The organism is Clostridium sp. SHJSY1 (assembly GCF_031626875.1).
GTDB lineage: Bacteria > Bacillota > Clostridia > Clostridiales > Clostridiaceae > Clostridium.
The window spans coordinates 131,907-150,266 of record NZ_JANDMF010000003.1 but is presented as its reverse complement, the minus strand read 5'-3'; the positions used below and the strand labels follow the sequence as shown (position 1 = coordinate 150,266).

At 27.8% G+C, this 18,360-nt stretch carries 16 protein-coding genes; 9 read left to right on the top strand and 7 right to left on the bottom strand.

Going from position 1 to position 18,360, the window contains the following annotated elements; translation table 11 throughout:
• Window positions 1-207: 207 nt before the first annotated feature.
• On the top strand, window positions 208-558 hold the full coding sequence (locus NNC19_RS03070; RefSeq protein WP_310937137.1) for a DUF5658 family protein: 351 nt from the start codon (window positions 208-210) through the stop codon (window positions 556-558).
• Window positions 559-683: 125 nt separating this feature from the next.
• On the top strand, window positions 684-887 hold the full coding sequence (locus NNC19_RS03065; RefSeq protein ID WP_310937136.1) for a heavy-metal-associated domain-containing protein: 204 nt from the start codon (window positions 684-686) through the stop codon (window positions 885-887).
• A 65-nt stretch (window positions 888-952) separates the two neighbouring features.
• Here NNC19_RS03065 and NNC19_RS03060 read toward each other — a convergent pair whose 3' ends face one another.
• Window positions 953-2,116 (bottom strand): MerR family transcriptional regulator, encoded by a 1,164-nt coding sequence (locus NNC19_RS03060; RefSeq protein WP_310937135.1) that lies wholly within the window; start codon window positions 2,114-2,116, stop codon window positions 953-955.
• Window positions 2,117-2,311: 195 nt separating this feature from the next.
• On the opposite strand from NNC19_RS03060, the gene NNC19_RS03055 reads away from it, so the two are divergent.
• Window positions 2,312-2,863 carry a flavodoxin family protein gene (locus tag NNC19_RS03055; RefSeq protein WP_310937134.1) on the top strand — a complete coding sequence of 184 codons (552 nt, stop codon included), beginning with the start codon at window positions 2,312-2,314 and terminating at the stop codon, window positions 2,861-2,863.
• 364 nt (window positions 2,864-3,227) lie between these two features.
• Window positions 3,228-3,854 carry a hypothetical protein gene (locus tag NNC19_RS03050; RefSeq protein ID WP_310937133.1) on the top strand — a complete coding sequence of 209 codons (627 nt, stop codon included), beginning with the start codon at window positions 3,228-3,230 and terminating at the stop codon, window positions 3,852-3,854.
• A gap of 37 nt (window positions 3,855-3,891) precedes the next feature.
• Here the strand turns inward: NNC19_RS03050 and NNC19_RS03045 are convergent, their stop codons facing one another.
• Window positions 3,892-4,791 (bottom strand): LysR family transcriptional regulator, encoded by a 900-nt coding sequence (locus tag NNC19_RS03045; RefSeq protein WP_310937132.1) that lies wholly within the window; start codon window positions 4,789-4,791, stop codon window positions 3,892-3,894.
• 122 nt (window positions 4,792-4,913) lie between these two features.
• Between NNC19_RS03045 and asd the strand changes: the two genes are divergently transcribed.
• The 3 genes from asd (at window position 4,914) to NNC19_RS03030 (ending at window position 8,382) form a co-directional block, all read left to right on the top strand.
• Complete coding sequence (gene asd / locus NNC19_RS03040) at window positions 4,914-5,999, top strand: aspartate-semialdehyde dehydrogenase (protein ID WP_310937131.1); 1,086 nt, start codon at window positions 4,914-4,916, stop codon at window positions 5,997-5,999.
• A 92-nt stretch (window positions 6,000-6,091) separates the two neighbouring features.
• The gene (gene htpG / locus NNC19_RS03035) at window positions 6,092-7,957 is read left to right on the top strand and encodes a molecular chaperone HtpG (protein ID WP_310937130.1); all 1,866 of its coding nucleotides are present in this window, start codon (window positions 6,092-6,094) and stop codon (window positions 7,955-7,957) included.
• A gap of 98 nt (window positions 7,958-8,055) precedes the next feature.
• On the top strand, window positions 8,056-8,382 hold the full coding sequence (locus NNC19_RS03030) for a hypothetical protein (RefSeq protein WP_310937129.1): 327 nt from the start codon (window positions 8,056-8,058) through the stop codon (window positions 8,380-8,382).
• Window positions 8,383-8,409: 27 nt separating this feature from the next.
• On the opposite strand, the gene NNC19_RS03025 is transcribed toward NNC19_RS03030, so the two are convergent.
• The 3 genes from NNC19_RS03025 to NNC19_RS03015 form a co-directional block, all read right to left on the bottom strand.
• The gene (locus NNC19_RS03025; RefSeq protein WP_310937128.1) at window positions 8,410-8,868 is read right to left on the bottom strand and encodes a ferritin-like domain-containing protein; all 459 of its coding nucleotides are present in this window, start codon (window positions 8,866-8,868) and stop codon (window positions 8,410-8,412) included.
• 80 nt (window positions 8,869-8,948) lie between these two features.
• Window positions 8,949-10,754, bottom strand: coding sequence for a hypothetical protein (locus NNC19_RS03020; RefSeq protein WP_310937127.1), 1,806 nt, complete (start codon window positions 10,752-10,754; stop codon window positions 8,949-8,951).
• A 5-nt stretch (window positions 10,755-10,759) separates the two neighbouring features.
• Complete coding sequence (locus NNC19_RS03015) at window positions 10,760-12,451, bottom strand: molecular chaperone HscC (RefSeq protein ID WP_310937126.1); 1,692 nt, start codon at window positions 12,449-12,451, stop codon at window positions 10,760-10,762.
• Window positions 12,452-12,743: 292 nt separating this feature from the next.
• On the opposite strand from NNC19_RS03015, the gene NNC19_RS03010 reads away from it, so the two are divergent.
• The gene (locus NNC19_RS03010) at window positions 12,744-13,667 is read left to right on the top strand and encodes an LD-carboxypeptidase (protein WP_310937125.1); all 924 of its coding nucleotides are present in this window, start codon (window positions 12,744-12,746) and stop codon (window positions 13,665-13,667) included.
• A 42-nt stretch (window positions 13,668-13,709) separates the two neighbouring features.
• On the opposite strand, the gene NNC19_RS03005 is transcribed toward NNC19_RS03010, so the two are convergent.
• Window positions 13,710-14,525 carry a YhfC family intramembrane metalloprotease gene (locus NNC19_RS03005; RefSeq protein ID WP_310937124.1) on the bottom strand — a complete coding sequence of 272 codons (816 nt, stop codon included), beginning with the start codon at window positions 14,523-14,525 and terminating at the stop codon, window positions 13,710-13,712.
• A 128-nt stretch (window positions 14,526-14,653) separates the two neighbouring features.
• Complete coding sequence (locus NNC19_RS03000) at window positions 14,654-17,266, bottom strand: calcium-translocating P-type ATPase, SERCA-type (RefSeq protein WP_310937123.1); 2,613 nt, start codon at window positions 17,264-17,266, stop codon at window positions 14,654-14,656.
• Window positions 17,267-17,466: 200 nt separating this feature from the next.
• Between NNC19_RS03000 and NNC19_RS02995 the strand changes: the two genes are divergently transcribed.
• Window positions 17,467-18,354: a YafY family protein gene (locus tag NNC19_RS02995; protein ID WP_310937122.1), complete on the top strand. Its 888-nt coding sequence runs from the start codon at window positions 17,467-17,469 to the stop codon at window positions 18,352-18,354.
• Window positions 18,355-18,360 lie beyond the last annotated feature (6 nt).

Below are 18,360 nucleotides of genomic sequence, written 5' to 3'. Positions count from 1 at the left end.
CCCACAAAAATAGAAATTTGTTTCTATTTTTGTGGGATTTTTTTCAATATTATTTTTTTAAAATTAGGACCTGTTAGGACCTAGAAATTAAACATTAGAAAAAGTATACTACTTTGTATAGATGCTAATTAAACTTATTTATTCCAATTTGCTGTACTAATAAAATAAACAATTAAAAATTTCTAAAAATGCAATAGGGGTGCTTTAATGAAATTCTTTATCACTAGTTATGATTTAGTTAATATAAAAATTAAATTTATTTTGCTGTATATCTTAAATATGACTGATATAATTTTTACTCTATTTTTATGCAGAACAGGGTATTATTTAGAAGCTAATTTTTTTATGAAACCTATCATAAACAATGAAGTTATGTCTTTATTAGTTAAACTAATATTGCCTGCTTTCCTTCTTTTATTCCTTTATTTTAGAATGAAATCTGCTACAAATTCTCAACTTAAAAAATCTAATTTTTATGTTTTATCTATATTATTAGTTTATACATTTATAAACTTTTCACATTTATTCTGGATTTTTTATTATATATATTTTATTTAAGCATATGGTGGAAAATAGACTAGCATGCTGACTTATTATTTTCTGGAATATGCCTTAAAGTAGATTAAGTTTAAATGCTTTAGTACATACTAATATTAATTACTTAAGAAAAGGAGATATTTAGTATGAAAAGAGACCATTATTTAGTTGAAGGATTATCAAGCGAATATATAAAAACTCAAGTGAAAAATGCATTGGAAGATATTGATGGAGTAAACCAAGTATGTGTTGACCTTGGGCGTGGAACAGTTGAAGTTATTTATAATGAACCAGCTACCACAGAGGAAATTAGAGATTGTATAGAACATACTGGGCATCCAATTCAATGATAAAGGATTAAAGAGTTCATTTTGCCATTTTAAATGAACTCTTTAATATATATTCTAAGATTCTGTTAATTACTGTTTTTAGCGAAGAAAGTATATGCTTCACCTACAAACTTAGCTGTTCCAGCTCCAAAATTCTTTTCAAATGCATTTATAAATGTGGGATTGGTTAAATACATCTCGCCTGTATAACCTAAATGATTTTCTCCTACTTCATAGTTATATGATTTATAAGTTGAAGATAATTCATCAGATATCTCTTTAACTATATCTTGAATTTCTTTTGAAGTAGGATCTTTACTTAAATCGGACACTAATTTTCTAGCTAGTTTATTTGATTTAGGCTCATTATCTTTTAAATAAAACTCTAAGGCTTTTCCAATGTATTCAGCTGAACCTTTCATATATTTAGAATCTACTGCTTTAATCCAATTTGGCAAAAATAAATATAACCTTACCATGAAGTACCAATTATCATCTCCATCATTTGATTTAAACAGTTCATAATCTTCTTTCACTGTTGTAGTAATTTCTTTAGCTATTAACTGAATATCTTTAGAAAATGGATCTTTCCTCATGTCAGCTACAATTTCTTTATAAAGCTTTGCTAATTTAGGATTCGTATCTTCTAATAATTCGCTTCTAAAACTTTCATATTGTTCAGCTCTATTAATAAGGGTACTACTAGTTAAATTGTGAAGCATAGATTTTGTAAACTTTTCTATGCTTCCATACTGTTTTATAGCAGCTTTAGCTATTTTATCTTGACTTGATTTAAATTTTTCAATATACTCATTATATTTTTCTATACTGCCATAATATTTAATTACCATATCTTCATGTTCTTTTTTAAAATTCTCTAATGCATCAAAATATATAGTCATATCAAATTCTTCAAAACTCATTGTGTTCTCTCCTTTAATTGTTTTATTAATAAGTTCTATTAAACTAGTTAATCTATCACGTTTTATAACAAGTAATTTTTCTTGATTTTTAAGAGCTTCTATTTTATTAAAAGATGGATTTAGCATTATCTCTTTTACCATTTTTAATGGAATGTCAAGTTCTTTAAAAAACAAAATCTGCTGTAAGGTTTTAAGTATTTCATCATCATAAAGTCTATAACCAGATTCTGTTTTTTTACTTGGTTTTAACAATCCAATTTCATCATAGTAATGTAGTGTACGCACACTTATTCCTGTTAAATCTGACACTTGTTTTACTGTTCTCATTGTTCCACCTCAAAGTTTTTTTAGTTTGTAAAATTAATACTTGCCGGCACTGTTTTGTTAATTTATTCAAGCTATGTTTTAATATTACACTATAACGTTAGGTTAGAGTCAATAAAAAATATATTATTTAGCAATTGAATCAAATAATATAAGATGATATCATTTAGATAATATTACAAAAAATGGAGAAGATAAATGAAAACACTTATATTTAATGGTTCACCAAGAAAAAATGGTGATACAGTAGTATTTATAAATGAATTTATTAAATATTTAGATGGAGAGTACAAAATAATAGATGCCTATTATTGCAATATACATCCTTGTATTGATTGTAGATATTGCAAAAAAAATCATGGTTGTTCTCAAGAGGATGAAATGAATGAAGTATATAGATGCATTCAGGAGTGTGATAATATTTTAATAGCATCACCCATTTATTTTTCAGAGCTGACGGGGCAGTTATTATCTATAATGAGTAGATTACAAACCTATTGGTGTGCCAAATTTTTTAGAAATATAAATCCAATAGGTAAAAAGAAAAAAGCTGGAATATTATTAGTTGGAGGTGGAGATGGTTCTATGAAAAAGGCAATAGATACAGCAGAGTGTATATTACATAAAATGAATGCTCAATCAGTTGGAATAGCATGTTCACATAATACAGAAAATATTTCACCTATAAATGATAAAGTAGCTGTGGAAAATATAAAAAAAATAGCAATTCAATTTAATAGCATTACATAAATATAGTAGTATTTTTTATAGAGAATTAATATATACAAGGAGAAGTTTATGAGTGATAAAAGCTTGGGGGTAGGACAAGATACTGTATGGTAATGATAAAGTTAAGTTTATTAATGACCTGATAGAAAAAGGACTAAGTGAACAAGAAGCAGAAATGTATGTGAATGGTGAAAATAAAATTAGTGAATGGGTAACAAAAGAAAAGGAAAATGCTTATATAATTCAAGTACCATCGACAATAATATCATATGGAACAAAATAAATTCTCTATCCTATCTTTTAAATTACATTATTGTCATTAAGTAAATGTACAAACTATATACATATAATAGGAAAAAAATTAAATAGTATTGGAGTTGAATGTATGGTAGTTTGTGATGATATTGTTGCTTTAAAGAACTCAGATGAATTTCTTAATATTTCTGATGGTAGTAAGCATTATTATGGTGGTGACCAAGGGTGGTTTAAGGAAGAAGTATTTAAAAGAGTTGGATGTAGCACTGTAGCAGCAGCTAACATAGCAGCATATTTATCTTTAAGAGATACTAATATACTATATAGTTATACTGATATGAATAAAGACAATTTTTTAAAACATATGGAGAGTTTAGGCAAGTATGTTTACCCTGATGAGACTTTAGGAATTATATCATCTTTATATTTTATGGACAAATTTGTTGATTTTGCAAGAAATAGAGGAATAGAGTTAAAATCAAATTGGATAACCACAGAAGAGGATTTTGATAAAATAAAAGACTTTTTAAAGTGTGCATTAAGAAATGATAATCCTGTAGCTTTATTAATGTTAAAAAACAGAATTTTGAAAGAATTTGATTGGCATTGGATGACTATAACAAGACTTTTTGAGAATGAAAACAAAACATATTTAACTGTTTCTACTTGGGGAGAAAGAAGAGTTATTACCCTTGAAGATTTTTATATTTACAGCCATTATGGAACTTTGACATATTTTGATGTTATGGATTCTTAATGAGAAAAGCAAAGGTAGGTGCCTTTGCTTTTATATATTACTTTATAATCTCTTTTGACATAAGTTTTTTTGAAAGAACTAAAAATTCTTTAAGAGCAGGAGAAATCCATTTATCTTTATGATAAATGACCTGTGATATAACACCAAAGCTTGGCCCAACCCAATTTAAAGGTATTAATTTCCCAGAATTTATTTCATCTTCAACAGCAACCTTAGGAAGAAGAGTAATACCAAGGCCACTCATTGTGAATTGTTTAATAGCTTGAACACTTCCAGTTTCTAAAACTAAATTTGCTTTAACATTATATTCATTTAAAATATTTTCAAAAGATGCTCTATAACTGCAGCCTGTCTCAGTTAATATAAGAGGTTCATTTTCTATATCCTTTGGAAATATTTCTTCTTTATTGATAAGTGGATGTCCAGGATAAGCTAAAAGAAGCATAGTTTCATCAAATTCAATTTCAGATATAAAATCTTCTGAATCAATTTTTCTTCCAAGTGAAAAAGCTACATCTATTATATTGTCTTTTAGAAAATGTCTGAAATCTGCACAGCTACCAAACTTTAATGATACCTCTACATCAGGAAAGAGTCTTCTATATTCCTTTAATATTTCAGGCAGTCTTAATACACATAAGGATTCAGCTGCACCTATAGTCAAAGTCCCACTTGGAGACTCTTCATTGAAAACAACATTTTTTATATCTTGAGAAAGTTTAAGCATTTGTTTTGCATAAGGCAAAAGCTTTTTCCCTTCATGAGTTAGTGTAATATTTTTTCCGATTCTATCAAAAAGTTTAACTCCAAGTTCTTCTTCAAGTTGTTTAATTTGAGTTGTTATTGTTGACTGAGCATAGCCGAGGGTAGAAGCAGCTCCAGTAAAACTTTGAAGCTTACTAATAACTAAAAAAGTGTTAAGTTGGCGAAAATCCATTTTCATCATCCTCATCAAAATTATTGAACATATCAATTTAAATTATCAATTTTACTAATATATGATTTCATGATATCATATATGTATAAGAGAACACAAATTAAATTTGAGGTGGTATAGTAATGAGCAATAAATTAAGAGTTGGGATTATAGGAGCTACAGGCATGGTTGGGCAAAGATTTGCATGTCTATTAGAAAACCATCCTTGGTTTGAGGTAGTAGTAGTTGCTGCAAGTAAAAGTTCAGCGGGGCAGACTTATGAAGAATCAGTAAAAGATAGATGGAAGATGACAACACCTATTCCTGAAGGGGTTAAAAAATTAGTAGTTAAGGATGCATATGAAGTTGAAGAAATTTCAAATATGGTAGATTTCGTATTTTGCGCAATTTCCTTAGATAAGGAAAAGACAAAACTTCTAGAAGAGGAATATGCAAAGCATGAAACACCAGTTGTATCTAATAACTCTGCAAATAGAATGGTAGATGATGTACCAGTTATAATACCTGAAATAAATGGACAACATGCAGAAATCATTGAAGTGCAAAAGAAACGTTTAGGAACAAAGAGAGGATTTATAGCAGTAAAACCAAACTGTTCAATTCAAAGTTATGTTCCTCCAATAAGTGCTTTAATGAAATTTGAACCAATAGAAATTTTAGCTTGTACGTATCAAGCTATATCAGGATCAGGAAAAACATTTAAAGAGTTTCCTGAAATAATAGACAATGTAATACCTTATATAGGTGGAGAAGAAGAGAAGAGTGAAAATGAACCTCTAAAGGTATGGGGAAAAGTTGAAAATGGTAAAATAGTTAGTTCAACAAATATTGTTATAACTACTCAATGTATAAGGGTACCTGTTTCAGATGGTCACTTAGCAGCAGTTTTTGTTAAATTTAAACAAAAGCCTTCAAAAGAAGAGATTTTAGAAGCTTGGAAAAACTTTAAGGCACCAGATGTTGCTTATAATTTACCAAGTGCTCCAAAACAGTTATTACACTATTTTGAAGAAAGTGATAGACCACAACCAAAACTTGATAGAGACTATGAAAATGGAATGGGGATCACTATAGGAAGATTAAGAGAAGATAAGGTTTATGATTTTAAATTTGTTGGATTATCTCATAACACATTAAGAGGGGCAGCTGGTGGTGGAGTTTTATCTGCTGAATATTTAAAGGCTGCTGGATATTTAACAGCAAAATAATTTTTTTATAATAGACGTTGACTTAGAGTCAATGTCTATTTGACATTTTAAGGCAAAGTTATTAAAATAATTACTTAGGGAGGGATTAAATTATGAGTAATAAAAAAGGAAACATTTCAATTCATACTGAAAATATTTTTCCAATCATCAAAAAGTGGTTATATTCTGATAAGGACATATTTATAAGAGAGCTTATCAGTAATGGATGCGATGCTGTTAGTAAGTATAAAAGACTTGTTAATATGGGAGAAACTGATGGCATAGAAGGAGAAAGCTTCAAAATACTAGTATCTGTTAATAAGGATAATAAGACTCTTAAATTTACTGATAATGGTATAGGAATGACTGAGGAAGAAGTTGAAAAATATATAACTCAAATTGCTTTCTCTGGTGCAGAGGATTTCTTAGAAAAATATAAGGAAAAGATGGGAGAAGAAAATGATATTATAGGTCATTTTGGTCTTGGATTCTATTCTGCATTTATGGCAGCTGATAAAGTGCAAATAGATACTTTATCTTATAAAAATGATGCAAAGCCAGTTAGATGGATTTGTGAAGGCGGTACAGAATATGAACTAGATGCTTCAGATAGAAATTCAAGGGGTACCACTATTACTTTATTTATAAATGATGATAGTAAAGATTTCTTAGAGGAATATAAAGTTCGAGAAATAATTTCTAAATATTGTGCATTTATGCCAGTTGAGATTTTCTTAGAAAATGAATGTGCAGAAAAGAAAGAAGGAGAAGAAGAAAAGGCTCCAGTAGCTATTAATGATATAACTCCTTTATGGCTTAAAAAGCCTAGTGAATGTACTGATGAAGAATATAAAGCTTTTTATAAGAAAGTATTCCATGATTTTGAAGATCCATTATTTTGGATTCATTTAAATGTTGATTATCCTTTTAATTTAAAAGGTATTCTTTATTTTCCTAAACTTAAAAATGAATTTGAGTTAGTACAAGGAGAAGTAAAGTTATTTAATAACCAAGTATTTGTAGCTGATAACATAAAGGAAGTTATTCCTGAATTCTTATTACTATTAAAAGGTGCTATAGATTGTCCGGATCTTCCTTTAAATGTATCAAGAAGTTTCCTTCAAAATGATAGAGAAGTAGGAAGAATATCAAAACATATAATTAAGAAAGTTGCGGATAAACTTAACTCTATATTTACAAATGAAAGAGAAAAATACAATGAATTCTGGGATGACATACAAGTATTTATTAAGTATGGTTGCATAAGAGAAGAAAGTTTTTATGATAAGATAAAGGAGTCTATTGTCTTTAAGACTATCAATGATAAATATGTAACTTTAAAGGATTATTTAGAAGCAGCTAAAGAAAAACATGAAAATAAGGTGTTTTATGTTAGTGATTTAGAAAAGCAGGCACAATACATTAAACTTTTTAAAGAATATGGACTTGATGCTGTGATTCTTTCTACTCCTATAGATAATAACTTTATTTCTTTCTTAGAATACAAAGATACTGTAGTTAAATTTAATAGAGTTGATTCTGATCTTTCTGATGTGCTAAAAGAAAAGGAAGAAGTAGAGACTTCGAAGGAAGATAAAGATAAGGTTATTAAGGTATTTAAAGATGTAATCGGAGAAAAAATGAAAGATTACAAAGTTGAAAACCTTAAGAATGGTTCAACACCAGTTATGGTATTAGTATCTGAATATTCTAGAAGAATGGCTGAAATGCAAGCTCAGTTTGGTGGAATGTCTATGGGCATGAACTTCCCAGAAGAGAGAACACTTGTAATTAATGAGAAAAATCCAATTGTGCAAAAGGTTATTACTTTAAGTGAAGATGAAAGTAATAAAGAAAAGGTAGAAACTATTTGTAGGCAAGTAGTTGATTTGGCTTTAATAGGAAATAAGGCATTAAATGCAGAAGAACTTGATGAATTTATTAAGAGAAGTAATGAACTTATGTTAGAACTTCTTTAGGATAAAAATAAGGCATGCTCATTAGAGTGTGCCTTATTTTTATAATAAGTATATTTTGATATTTATTACGCAAAATATTTTTGAAAGGGTGGTGTGTAATGAAAAAATTATTTATATTAGTTTTAATTATATTATGTTTATCATTCAACATTACCAAAGTAGCATTTTCAGAAAATGTTTTTAAACAAGGTGTTTATACTTTGTCTGATTTAAATCGTGTATCAGATAATCTTTATCAAGTTAAAAATGTTTCTTCTAAAGAAAATGCTTATGTAGCCCTTTTTGATGAAGAAAATATTATATTACAAACTATAAGACTACCATCCAATTCAGCAAGTTATAATCTATTACCATTAAAGTCTGATTACAAAATCGTATTACTAGGTAAAGGAGAAGTATATATTAGCCCTGTAAAATCTAAATAAGATAGGTTATAGGAGAATAATGTACCCCTATCTCATTTTATTCATAGTAGTATTAATGGAAAATATATAATTAAATTTATTTGTATGATTTGTTTCATCAATTATTATATTTAGTAAAATTTCATTGTAAGATGACATTGGTGGAAAAGCATTTCTAATCACCTTGTAATTATCAACAGCTTTTATTTCTAACAAAATTGCTTTTTTTATACTATCCAAATATGACTCTGGACTTATAGAAGATCCTAGTTTTGATGGAATGTTTAAGCCAGTTAAATCCTTATACATTTGTTTGAAAATTTTATAATGCATACGAGTTTCATCACGTATTGTCCTAATGATTTCTGCTTCTTCATTTGTTGGAGCTGCAGTTATAAGATAGTTATAAAAATATTCATATTCTTCTTCTTTTTTAGTAGCTTGTTTTATACTTTCAATTAGAAAATTATATTGAGGCTGATCATTTCTAAAATATATGTTAAACAATATGAATCCTCCTAAAAACATTTCTATATCATACTATGGATAAAATATGAACTTGTGATAATTTAGATTAACTTTGGATATTAATCATTTTTAAAAGAAAAATTAATATTTTCAAAATATTTATCTGTAATTAAATTTAAATTTTCATTAGGATATGCATTTTTAAGTTTCTTTTGTATTCCTGTTAATAGTTCAGGAGGAAAGTTTCTTACCATTCCATCTAAGTACTTAATTCTAGACTTAACAATAGAAGATTCAATTAAAGAATCAGAAGCAATAACAGTAACTGTATTAATATCTAATTTAAAAAAATAGAATCTTTTTATATTATATTTTGATTCATCATTACTATAATTACTTGAATTAAATTCAGATTCACTTAAGTAAATTATTTTACCTGAAGTATCTTTAACCATATATAAAGGAAGATTGATAAAATTTGATATTTTCAATTTAATGTTACTATCTATTGGTGCACTTTTGTAATTATCTGAAAGTAGTTTAAATTCTTCATCTTTATTTTTTACATTATCCACTATATTATCATCTTGCTCATCTTTTTTATTGAAATTGATAGTATGAATAACTTCTGGAGCTTCATTCTGATGGTTTACCTTCATATAAATCTTTGCAAATTTAGCACTAAAACCTATAACCATTATTACAGTTATCCAACTAAATCTGATATTTTTCCCAGTTGCTTCAGCATGTGAAGTATTTATAAATTTTAAAGGATTTAAGTAATATTCAAAATTATCTTTTATTTTTCGCTTTGTATGAAATATATTATTAAACCTTGAACTATTAATGTAGCTTTTTACATAACTATGATTATGAGAAAATTCCATAAACTCTTTGTAATGCTTAATAGCTTGTTTAAATTCATTGGTATAATAGTAACAATTACCTAGCATAAGAGCTATATAAGCAGATTCTTTTGACAGAGGAAGCATTTTTAAATAAGGTATTGCATTTGAATATTGTTCTAAATAGCAATATAATCTAGCAATTTTATTTATTAAAAAATAATTATCTGGAAACAATTCATAAGCTTTTTTATATTCTTCAAGGGCATTTTTATAATTTTTAAATTCAAAATAGAAATCACCTTTAAATTTATATAGTTCAGGGTCTTCGCTATATAATTCATAAGCTAGATCAATATATTCCTTAATTTTTCCATAAGAGTTACTGCTTAAATTATAGGCTATACTGAGTTTATAAAATAAAAACTTATCTAGAGAATTTGGATTTATATTATCTAGATAATCGATACTAATAATTGACATTTTATCTATAATATCAATTATTTTAGATATATTAGTATATTGAGTAGTATTACTATCACTTTCAATGTAATTAAATGCTTTATTTATGATTTGCCAAATAGTATCTGTTATATAAAAATGTGTTGATAAATAATTTAGTACTCCAGAATATAAAATTTCATTATATTTTAAATCCCATACAATTGGTCTGTTGAATAGTTCTGTCCAATTTTCTTCTTTAAATCTAAGTTTAGGAGTTTTGTAAATTTCATTTAATTTAAAGAAAAATTCATCAACTTCATTGTTTTTATCATAGTCTAAAGTAAAATTATTGCTAAATATCTTGTAATTATTATTAAAAATATATTCTTCGGAATTTATAGAATCAGATGATTCAAATTCAGTTTTTAAATTATCATTATCTGATAAAAGATTAATAACATTTTTATCAGAATTAGATTTGCTCAATTTTATTGCTAAATCATATGCTGCTCTAAGTCTTTGATATCCTTCAGGATTTTCTTCAGGATGATTTTCTTTTAGCAAAATAGCATAGGCTTTTTTTATTTCTTTCAAGTTACTATTAGGTTGTAGTTGTAAAATTTCCCAGGGATTCATTCTTGTTAGTACCTTTCTAATTCATCAAATATTTTTGAAATTTCTTCTGCCACTTTTTCAATTTTTTTAGGATTTTGAGTTTCTAATATAGATTCAAATTTAGCTAATAATAATGAAATTTGCTCACGATACTCCCCAAGAGATTCTTGGTATAAACGTTCACCTCTAGCTAAAATTAATTTATATTTGGTATTTTCTCTTGGATGAACTTTGATTTTTTCAAGTTCTTTTAAGCGCTCTTTTATTTCTTCAGAAGTCATAGAACCAGGAGAATTTTCAATAAGTAATGATTTCTTCAAACCATTATTTAAAACTGTAGCTTCAACCTCTAATAGACCATTTATATCATATGTAAATCTTACAAGAACAACTTCTTTGCCAGCTGGTGATAATGGTACTGGAATTTCAAATTCTCCAAGTTTTATATTATTATCTACAAATCTATTTTCACCTTGATAAATTTTAATTTTTATTGAATCCTGATTATCAAATATAGTAACAAAAGGTTCTTCTATACTTATAGGAATAGGTGTATTTCTCTCTATAATAGGAGAGAAAAGCAATGAAGAATTCGTAATATTACTATTTCTATTATATGTAGCAATTCCTAAGGTGTAGGGGCAAACATCTGTTAATATAATTTCATTTAAATCTGAATTTCTTTCTTTTAATGCTGCTTGAATAGCTGCACCTAAGGCAACAGTTTCATCAGGGTTTATATTTGCAAATGGTAGTTTGTTAAAAAGCTTTGTAACAGTTTGCTTTACTAAAGTCATTCTTGTTGAGCCACCAATTAAAATAACAGTATCAAGTTCATCGTGAGAAATATTAGCATCCTTTAATGCTTGTATAATTGGAGTTCTAAGTCTTAAAATCAGCTCTGCACATAACTTTTCAAATTGATAGCGATTGATTGAAGTTTCAAAATCTTTACCATCTATTAGCAAAGACATTTTACCAATTTGAGAATTTGTAAGTTCTTTTTTGCAAAGTTCTGCCTGTTTCCACAAACTTGATACAGTTTGCTTGTCTAAGTTTTTTAATTCAAGTTTATTAGTATTTAAAAAATATGAAGCTAACACATTATTAAAGTCTTCACCACCTAAAAAATTATCTCCAGCAATGGATTTCACCTCCATAATACCTTCAAACATTTCTAAAATAGAAACATCAAAAGTTCCTCCTCCTAAATCAAAAACAAGAAATTGTGTGTCATTTGCAGATTCATGAAGACCATAAGCAATAGCAGCTGCAGTTGGTTCACTTATAAGTCTTTCAACTTTAAGGCCAGCAAGTTCACCAGCAAGCTTGGTTGCTTTACGTTGAGCATCGCTAAAATAAGCTGGCACACTAATTACTGCCTCACTAATTTCTTCACCTAAAAAATGTTCGGCATCAGCTTTTAATGTTTTTAATATAAAAGATGACAATTCTTCAGGAGAAAATGTGAAATTTCCAAGAGAAAATTTTTTAGAAGTTCCCATAAATCTTTTGAAATTAGCACATGTAAGTTCAGGGTGTGTTATAAGCCTTTCTTTTGCAACACTACCAACAAGAATTTCACCATTAGTATCAATACTAACTACAGAAGGAGTTAAGTTTTCATTTAGAATATTAGGAATAATTTTAGCTTCTCCTTCAGCCCAACAGGCAACTAAACTATTTGTTGTCCCTAAGTCTATTCCTATTAATGCCATATTTTTACCTGCTTTCTAATAAAATTAATACAATTACATAATGTAACAATGAGTATTGCTATAAGCTATTGTACAAATTATAGATTATTGTGTCAAATGATAACGAAAAATAAATTTAATATTTAAATGCTTTGTAATTTTTTAGTTGTATCAGTTATCGATTAGTTAGCAATTATTTCAGTAACTTCATATAATATTCTAATACTAATAAAATAAAGCTTAATAATTTAGAAAATAGAAATGATCTGTTTATTATAGTAAATATTATTAATTTTTTTGAAGGTGAATAAAAATGGCAACAAAACCAGAAATTCTACGTCCAGGAGATACAATTGGAATAGTTACTTTGGGAAGCCCATTGCTTCCAGAAGCTATTAATATTGGAATTCAGACTCTTGAAAACATGGGGTTTAGTGTAATTGTAGGAAACTATGTATATTCCTATAGTGGATATATTTCAACATCAGAACAACAACGAGCTGCAGATCTTATGAACATGTTCACTAATCCTAATGTAAAAGCTATTATATCTGCCAGAGGGGGAGTTGGTGTTGAAGGCGTTCTACAATATCTTGATTACTCTGTTATAGCACAAAATCCTAAAGTTTTTTCAGGATATAGTGATATAACAATTTTATTAAATGTTTTATACAAATGGTCTAATTTAATAACTTTTCATAGTCTTCTTTTAATAGATTTTAAACCTGGTACACCTGCATACAATTATGATCAATTTTTTGCAGCTACCTCAACAACTATATCTCCAAGAAAATTAGAAAATCCTCCAGGAATGCCTTTAATAAGTAGGGTCCCTGGAAATGTAACTGGAACTATAGTAGGAGGTAACCTTGCATCCTTTGTAGGTAGTATTGGGACTCCGTTTGAAATTGATACTAAAGGAAAGATAATACTAATTGAAGAAGTACATGAGCCTGTTAACACAGTTTATAGATATATTCATCATATGATATCAGCAGGCAAGTTTAAAGAATGTGCAGGAATTGTTATGGGGGAATGTTCACATTGTACAATGGCTTATGATAAAACATATGAAGATTTAATTAATGAGGTTATGGTTCCATTAAATAAACCTCTTATGACAAATTTAGCAACAGGGCATGGCATATATAAGATGGCTATACCTATTGGGGCAAATGCAAATCTTAATACCTATAATAATACATTTACAATACTTGAACCAACAGTTCATGTATAAATTTAAGAGCTCCTTTAAAATGGAGCTCTTATTAAATGTATATTAATTTGTATAACTATTTAAATTATCTTCAGTTATAGTAAATTTAGGTTTTAAAAGTTTAAATGCAAAAATTAGAATAAAAATAACTTCAACAATAATTATTCCATACATAATATAAATGTTAATTATCCCTTTTTGTGTAAGAACAGCAGGGAAATCAACTAATGTATGCAGTAATATAGCTAAAAAATAGTATATATTTTTTCTATTTCTCACTGCATATAATACTAATATAGAAAGTCCAATATGAATTCCTATAGCTAATATTCTTTCAAAGCCAGTTAACAAGAAACTAAATGAGGACGCATTTATATAAGCATTTATTGTTTGATTTATCACATCAGTAGATACCCCAGCTTGCCCTAATATTGAAGTTAGTTTTCCAGAATTAATAAGCAGTGCATAAGATAAAGCATTTATACTAGCTAACCCTCCAATTAAAATAGCTTCAATTCCTCCATGACCTATTCCATAGGAAATTCCATCTAGAAAATTTCTGTTGTTTTTAAGAAAGTACTTGTAACAAATGAATCTTCCAGTTTCTTCAAATACCCCTGCTGCAAGAGCACCATAAATAGCATATGCTATTGTTGAATTAGCAAGAAAAGTTGAAGTTGTAGTATTTACTTTAAGTACATATAAATGAAATAAATTTTCCAATATTTGAGATGAAATAAAAAATCCTAAAATACCTATTACAAAAGGTTTTAGTGAAGATTTATATTTTTTCTTTACAAATATTATTAGAGCTGATGGCAAACCTATACTAATTATTAAGCTTACTGCCATGAAAAATATTGATAATGAATTAACCATAAAGATTCTCCTCCCTTTTGGTAAATTATATTATATAATAAATATACTGGCAAATTATTTTTTGATAGAAAAAGCAAAGGCAAATCACTTGCAATAATTATTAATTACAAGTGATTTGTCTTTTAACTTTATTTGTTTCTAATTCCAATCTTTAGTAATTCGTTTACTATAAGAGGAATAGCAGAAATTGATATAACTAATATCCAATCATTTAGAGTCAATGAATATACTTTAAATACATTTGCCAAAAAAGGTATTGTTATAATTGTAAATTGAATGGCTAATCCAAATAAAAATGAAGCTATCAAATACTTGTTGCTAAAGATTCCAAGTTTAAATATAGATTTTTTAGTACTTCTCATATTAAGTGAGAAGAATAATTGTGAGGCGCTTAAAACAACAAATGCAAGAGTTTGTGCATGTCTTAGTGAACCTGGATATAATCTTTCACCAAATTTAAATGCAAATAAGGTAAGAGCTCCAATCAAAACTCCATTAATAGCAAGATATAAACCCATATGTCCAGCAAATAGTGTTTCTTTAGGATTTCTTGGGGATTCTTCCATTACACTTTCATCCATAGGATCTACACCTAAGGATAAAGCTGGAAAACTATCAGTGATTAAGTTTACCCATAATATATGAATAGGTAAAAGAGGAGATTCCCAATTTAATAATATAGCTACAAATAAGGCAACTATTTCTCCAAAGTTACAGGATAATAGAAATATTATAGATTTTTTAATATTATTATAGATATTTCTTCCTTCTTCAACTGCATTTACTATAGTTGAAAAATTATCATCAGTTAAAATCATATCTGCAGCACCTTTTGCAACATCAGTTCCTGTAATCCCCATAGCAACACCTATATCAGCAGCTTTTAAGGAAGGTGCATCATTAACACCATCTCCAGTCATAGAAACTATGTTTCCATGGGATTTAAATGCTTTAACTATTTTAACCTTATGCTCAGGTGAAACTCTAGCAAACACCTTAAATTTAGGGACTATTTTATAAAATTCATCTTGCTCGTATTTATCAATTTCACTTCCTGCCATACACTCTGAAATGTCATCTGCCATATGAAGTTCATTTGCAATGGCAAAGGCTGTATTTTTGTGGTCTCCTGTAATCATAATTGGTGTGATTCCAGCTTTTTTACAAAGATTAATTGAATCTTTAACTTCTTCTCTTGGAGGATCAATCATGCCCATTAATCCAATAAAAATTAAATCATCTTCAAATTTATCTATTGGAATATTATGATTATCTAAATCCTTATATGCAAGACCAAGCACTCTTAAAGCATCATCACTCATTAAGTTTGATTGTTTTAAAAGATCTTCTTTAATATCATCTGTTAAAGGAGTAATAGTTCCATTTATTGATATTTTTGAACAGATAGTAAATAAAGAATCAATGGCTCCTTTAGTAAATACCTTATATTTGTTTCCATAAACATTTAGGGTAGTCATAAGTTTTCTATCAGAATCAAAAGGTATTTCATTAATTCTTTTATGTTCTTCATTTAAATCATCTTTAAAAATGTTGAATTTATTACCAACATCTAAAAGAGCAATTTCAGTAGGGTCACCTGTTTTGGAAGTTTCTGTGGAAGTTGCATCATTACAAAGAACCATCCCTTCAACTAAAAGTCGACTTTCTGGGTTAGTTAAGTCTACATTATCTAAGAGATCTAATTTATTATTAACAAAAGTCTTTTTAACAGTCATTCTATTAATGGTTAATGTACCTGTTTTATCTGAGCATATAATAGATACAGATCCTAATGTTTCAACTGCAGGTAACTTTTTTACTATAGCATTTTCCTTAATCATCCTTTGCACACCTAAAGCTAGCACTATTGCAACAATAGCAGGAAGTCCTTCTGGAATAGCAGCAACAGCAAGACTTATAGCAGTTAATAACATTTCAAACCAGTCTCTACCTTGGAACATGGAAAGTATAAAGATTATAATACAAATTCCAACAGCAGCGAAACCTAAAGTTTTACCAAGGTCAGCTAGTTTCTTTTGAAGAGGTGTAGAAGATTCTTCTTCCTCATCAAGCATCTTAGCTATCTTTCCTATTTCAGTATTCATGCCAGTAGCAACAACAATACCAGATCCACGTCCATAAGTAGCTAAAGTAGACATAAAAGCCATGTTTCTTATATCACCTATTTGGGGTTTTTCTTCATTAATTATTATGTTTGCATCTTTTTCAGCAGGAAGGGATTCACCTGTAAAAGCTGATTCTTCTATTTTTAAGTTAGCACTTTCAATTAATCTAAGATCAGCAGGAATATATCTTCCTGCATCTATTATTACAATATCTCCAACAACAACATCTTCTGATGGTATTTCAGATAGCACACCATCTCTTTTAACTAATGCTTTGGGAGTACTAAGTTGTTTTAAAGCTTCAAGAGCCTTTTCTGCTTTTGATTCTTGAACAATTCCAATAATAGCATTTATTAAAATAACTATTAAAATAATTATAGAATCGCTTATTTCACCCATAATTCCAGCAATAATTGCAGCACCAATAAGTATATAAATCATTGCATCATTTATTTGAGATAAAAATAAAGCAAATAATGTTTTTTTCTTTTTACCAGCTAATTTATTTTTACCATCTCGCTCTAATCTTTTTTCAGCTTCTGATGAAGATAATCCCTCAATTGGATGGCTAGATAATTCTGTAATTACATCTTTAGGATTTTTATTAAACCACATAGAAATATCACCTCAATTCAATTATTTTTATGCTACAATAAATAATTTAAAATTACAGCATATATAGTTAGAATATTTCTTTTAATCATGTTTAATACATGGAAAAAAGTTCAGCATACAAAAAGGTAAGAAAAAAGAATGATTTTTAACATAAAAATAAAAAGTTTTTAATGTTATTATTAAATGGGGGGGATTTTTAAATGAAAATAGATAGATTAATTAGTATTATTACAATTTTAAATAATAAGGGTAGGACTACAGCCAAGGAATTTTCAGAGCGATTTGAGGTTTCAGTAAAAACTATTCAAAGAGATATTATATCAATAGATCAAGCTGGAATCCCTATAGTTTCTTATCAAGGAAAAGATGGCGGATATGAAATTTTAGATAGCTATAGAATTAATGGAAGCGTTATAAATGGTGATGATGTATATATTATTTCACAGCTCTTAAATGGACTTTTTAAGTCTTATAACTCTGAACATTTAGAAATTTTAAGAGAGAAGTTTAAATCAATAGATAATAAAGAATCTTCTAGTAGAATGATTATAGATTTTTCTTCTTGGAGTAATGGAGAGAAGATAAAGAAAAAGCTAGAATTAATAGATAAAGCTTTCACAAAAAAGAGAAAAGTATCATTTCAATATAATAATGTAAAAGGGGAATTTTCTAATAGAACAGTAGAGCCTGTAAAAATAATTTTTAAAAGTATGAATTGGTATCTAGTAGGATTTTGCTTATTAAAAAATGACATGAGAATGTTTAAAGTTAGAAGGATGAATAATTTATCTTTAGGTGAAATTTATACTGAAGAAAGAGAATTTAAAGAACAAAAATTCTTCAATAATAGAGAAAAGGATATTATTAAGTTAAAACTGAAAAGTAATGAGGGATTTCTAAGAAAAGTTGATGACTATTTTGATGAATATAAAATAGATGGTAATATTATTGAAATTGAATTACCAGAAGATGAATGGGTTTATAGTATGCTTTTAAGTTTAGGAAGCAAAGTAGAAGTAATAGCCCCTGAACATGTTAGAAAAATTATTACAAATATGATAGAAGAAATGAAAAACTTATACAAATAGAAAGTT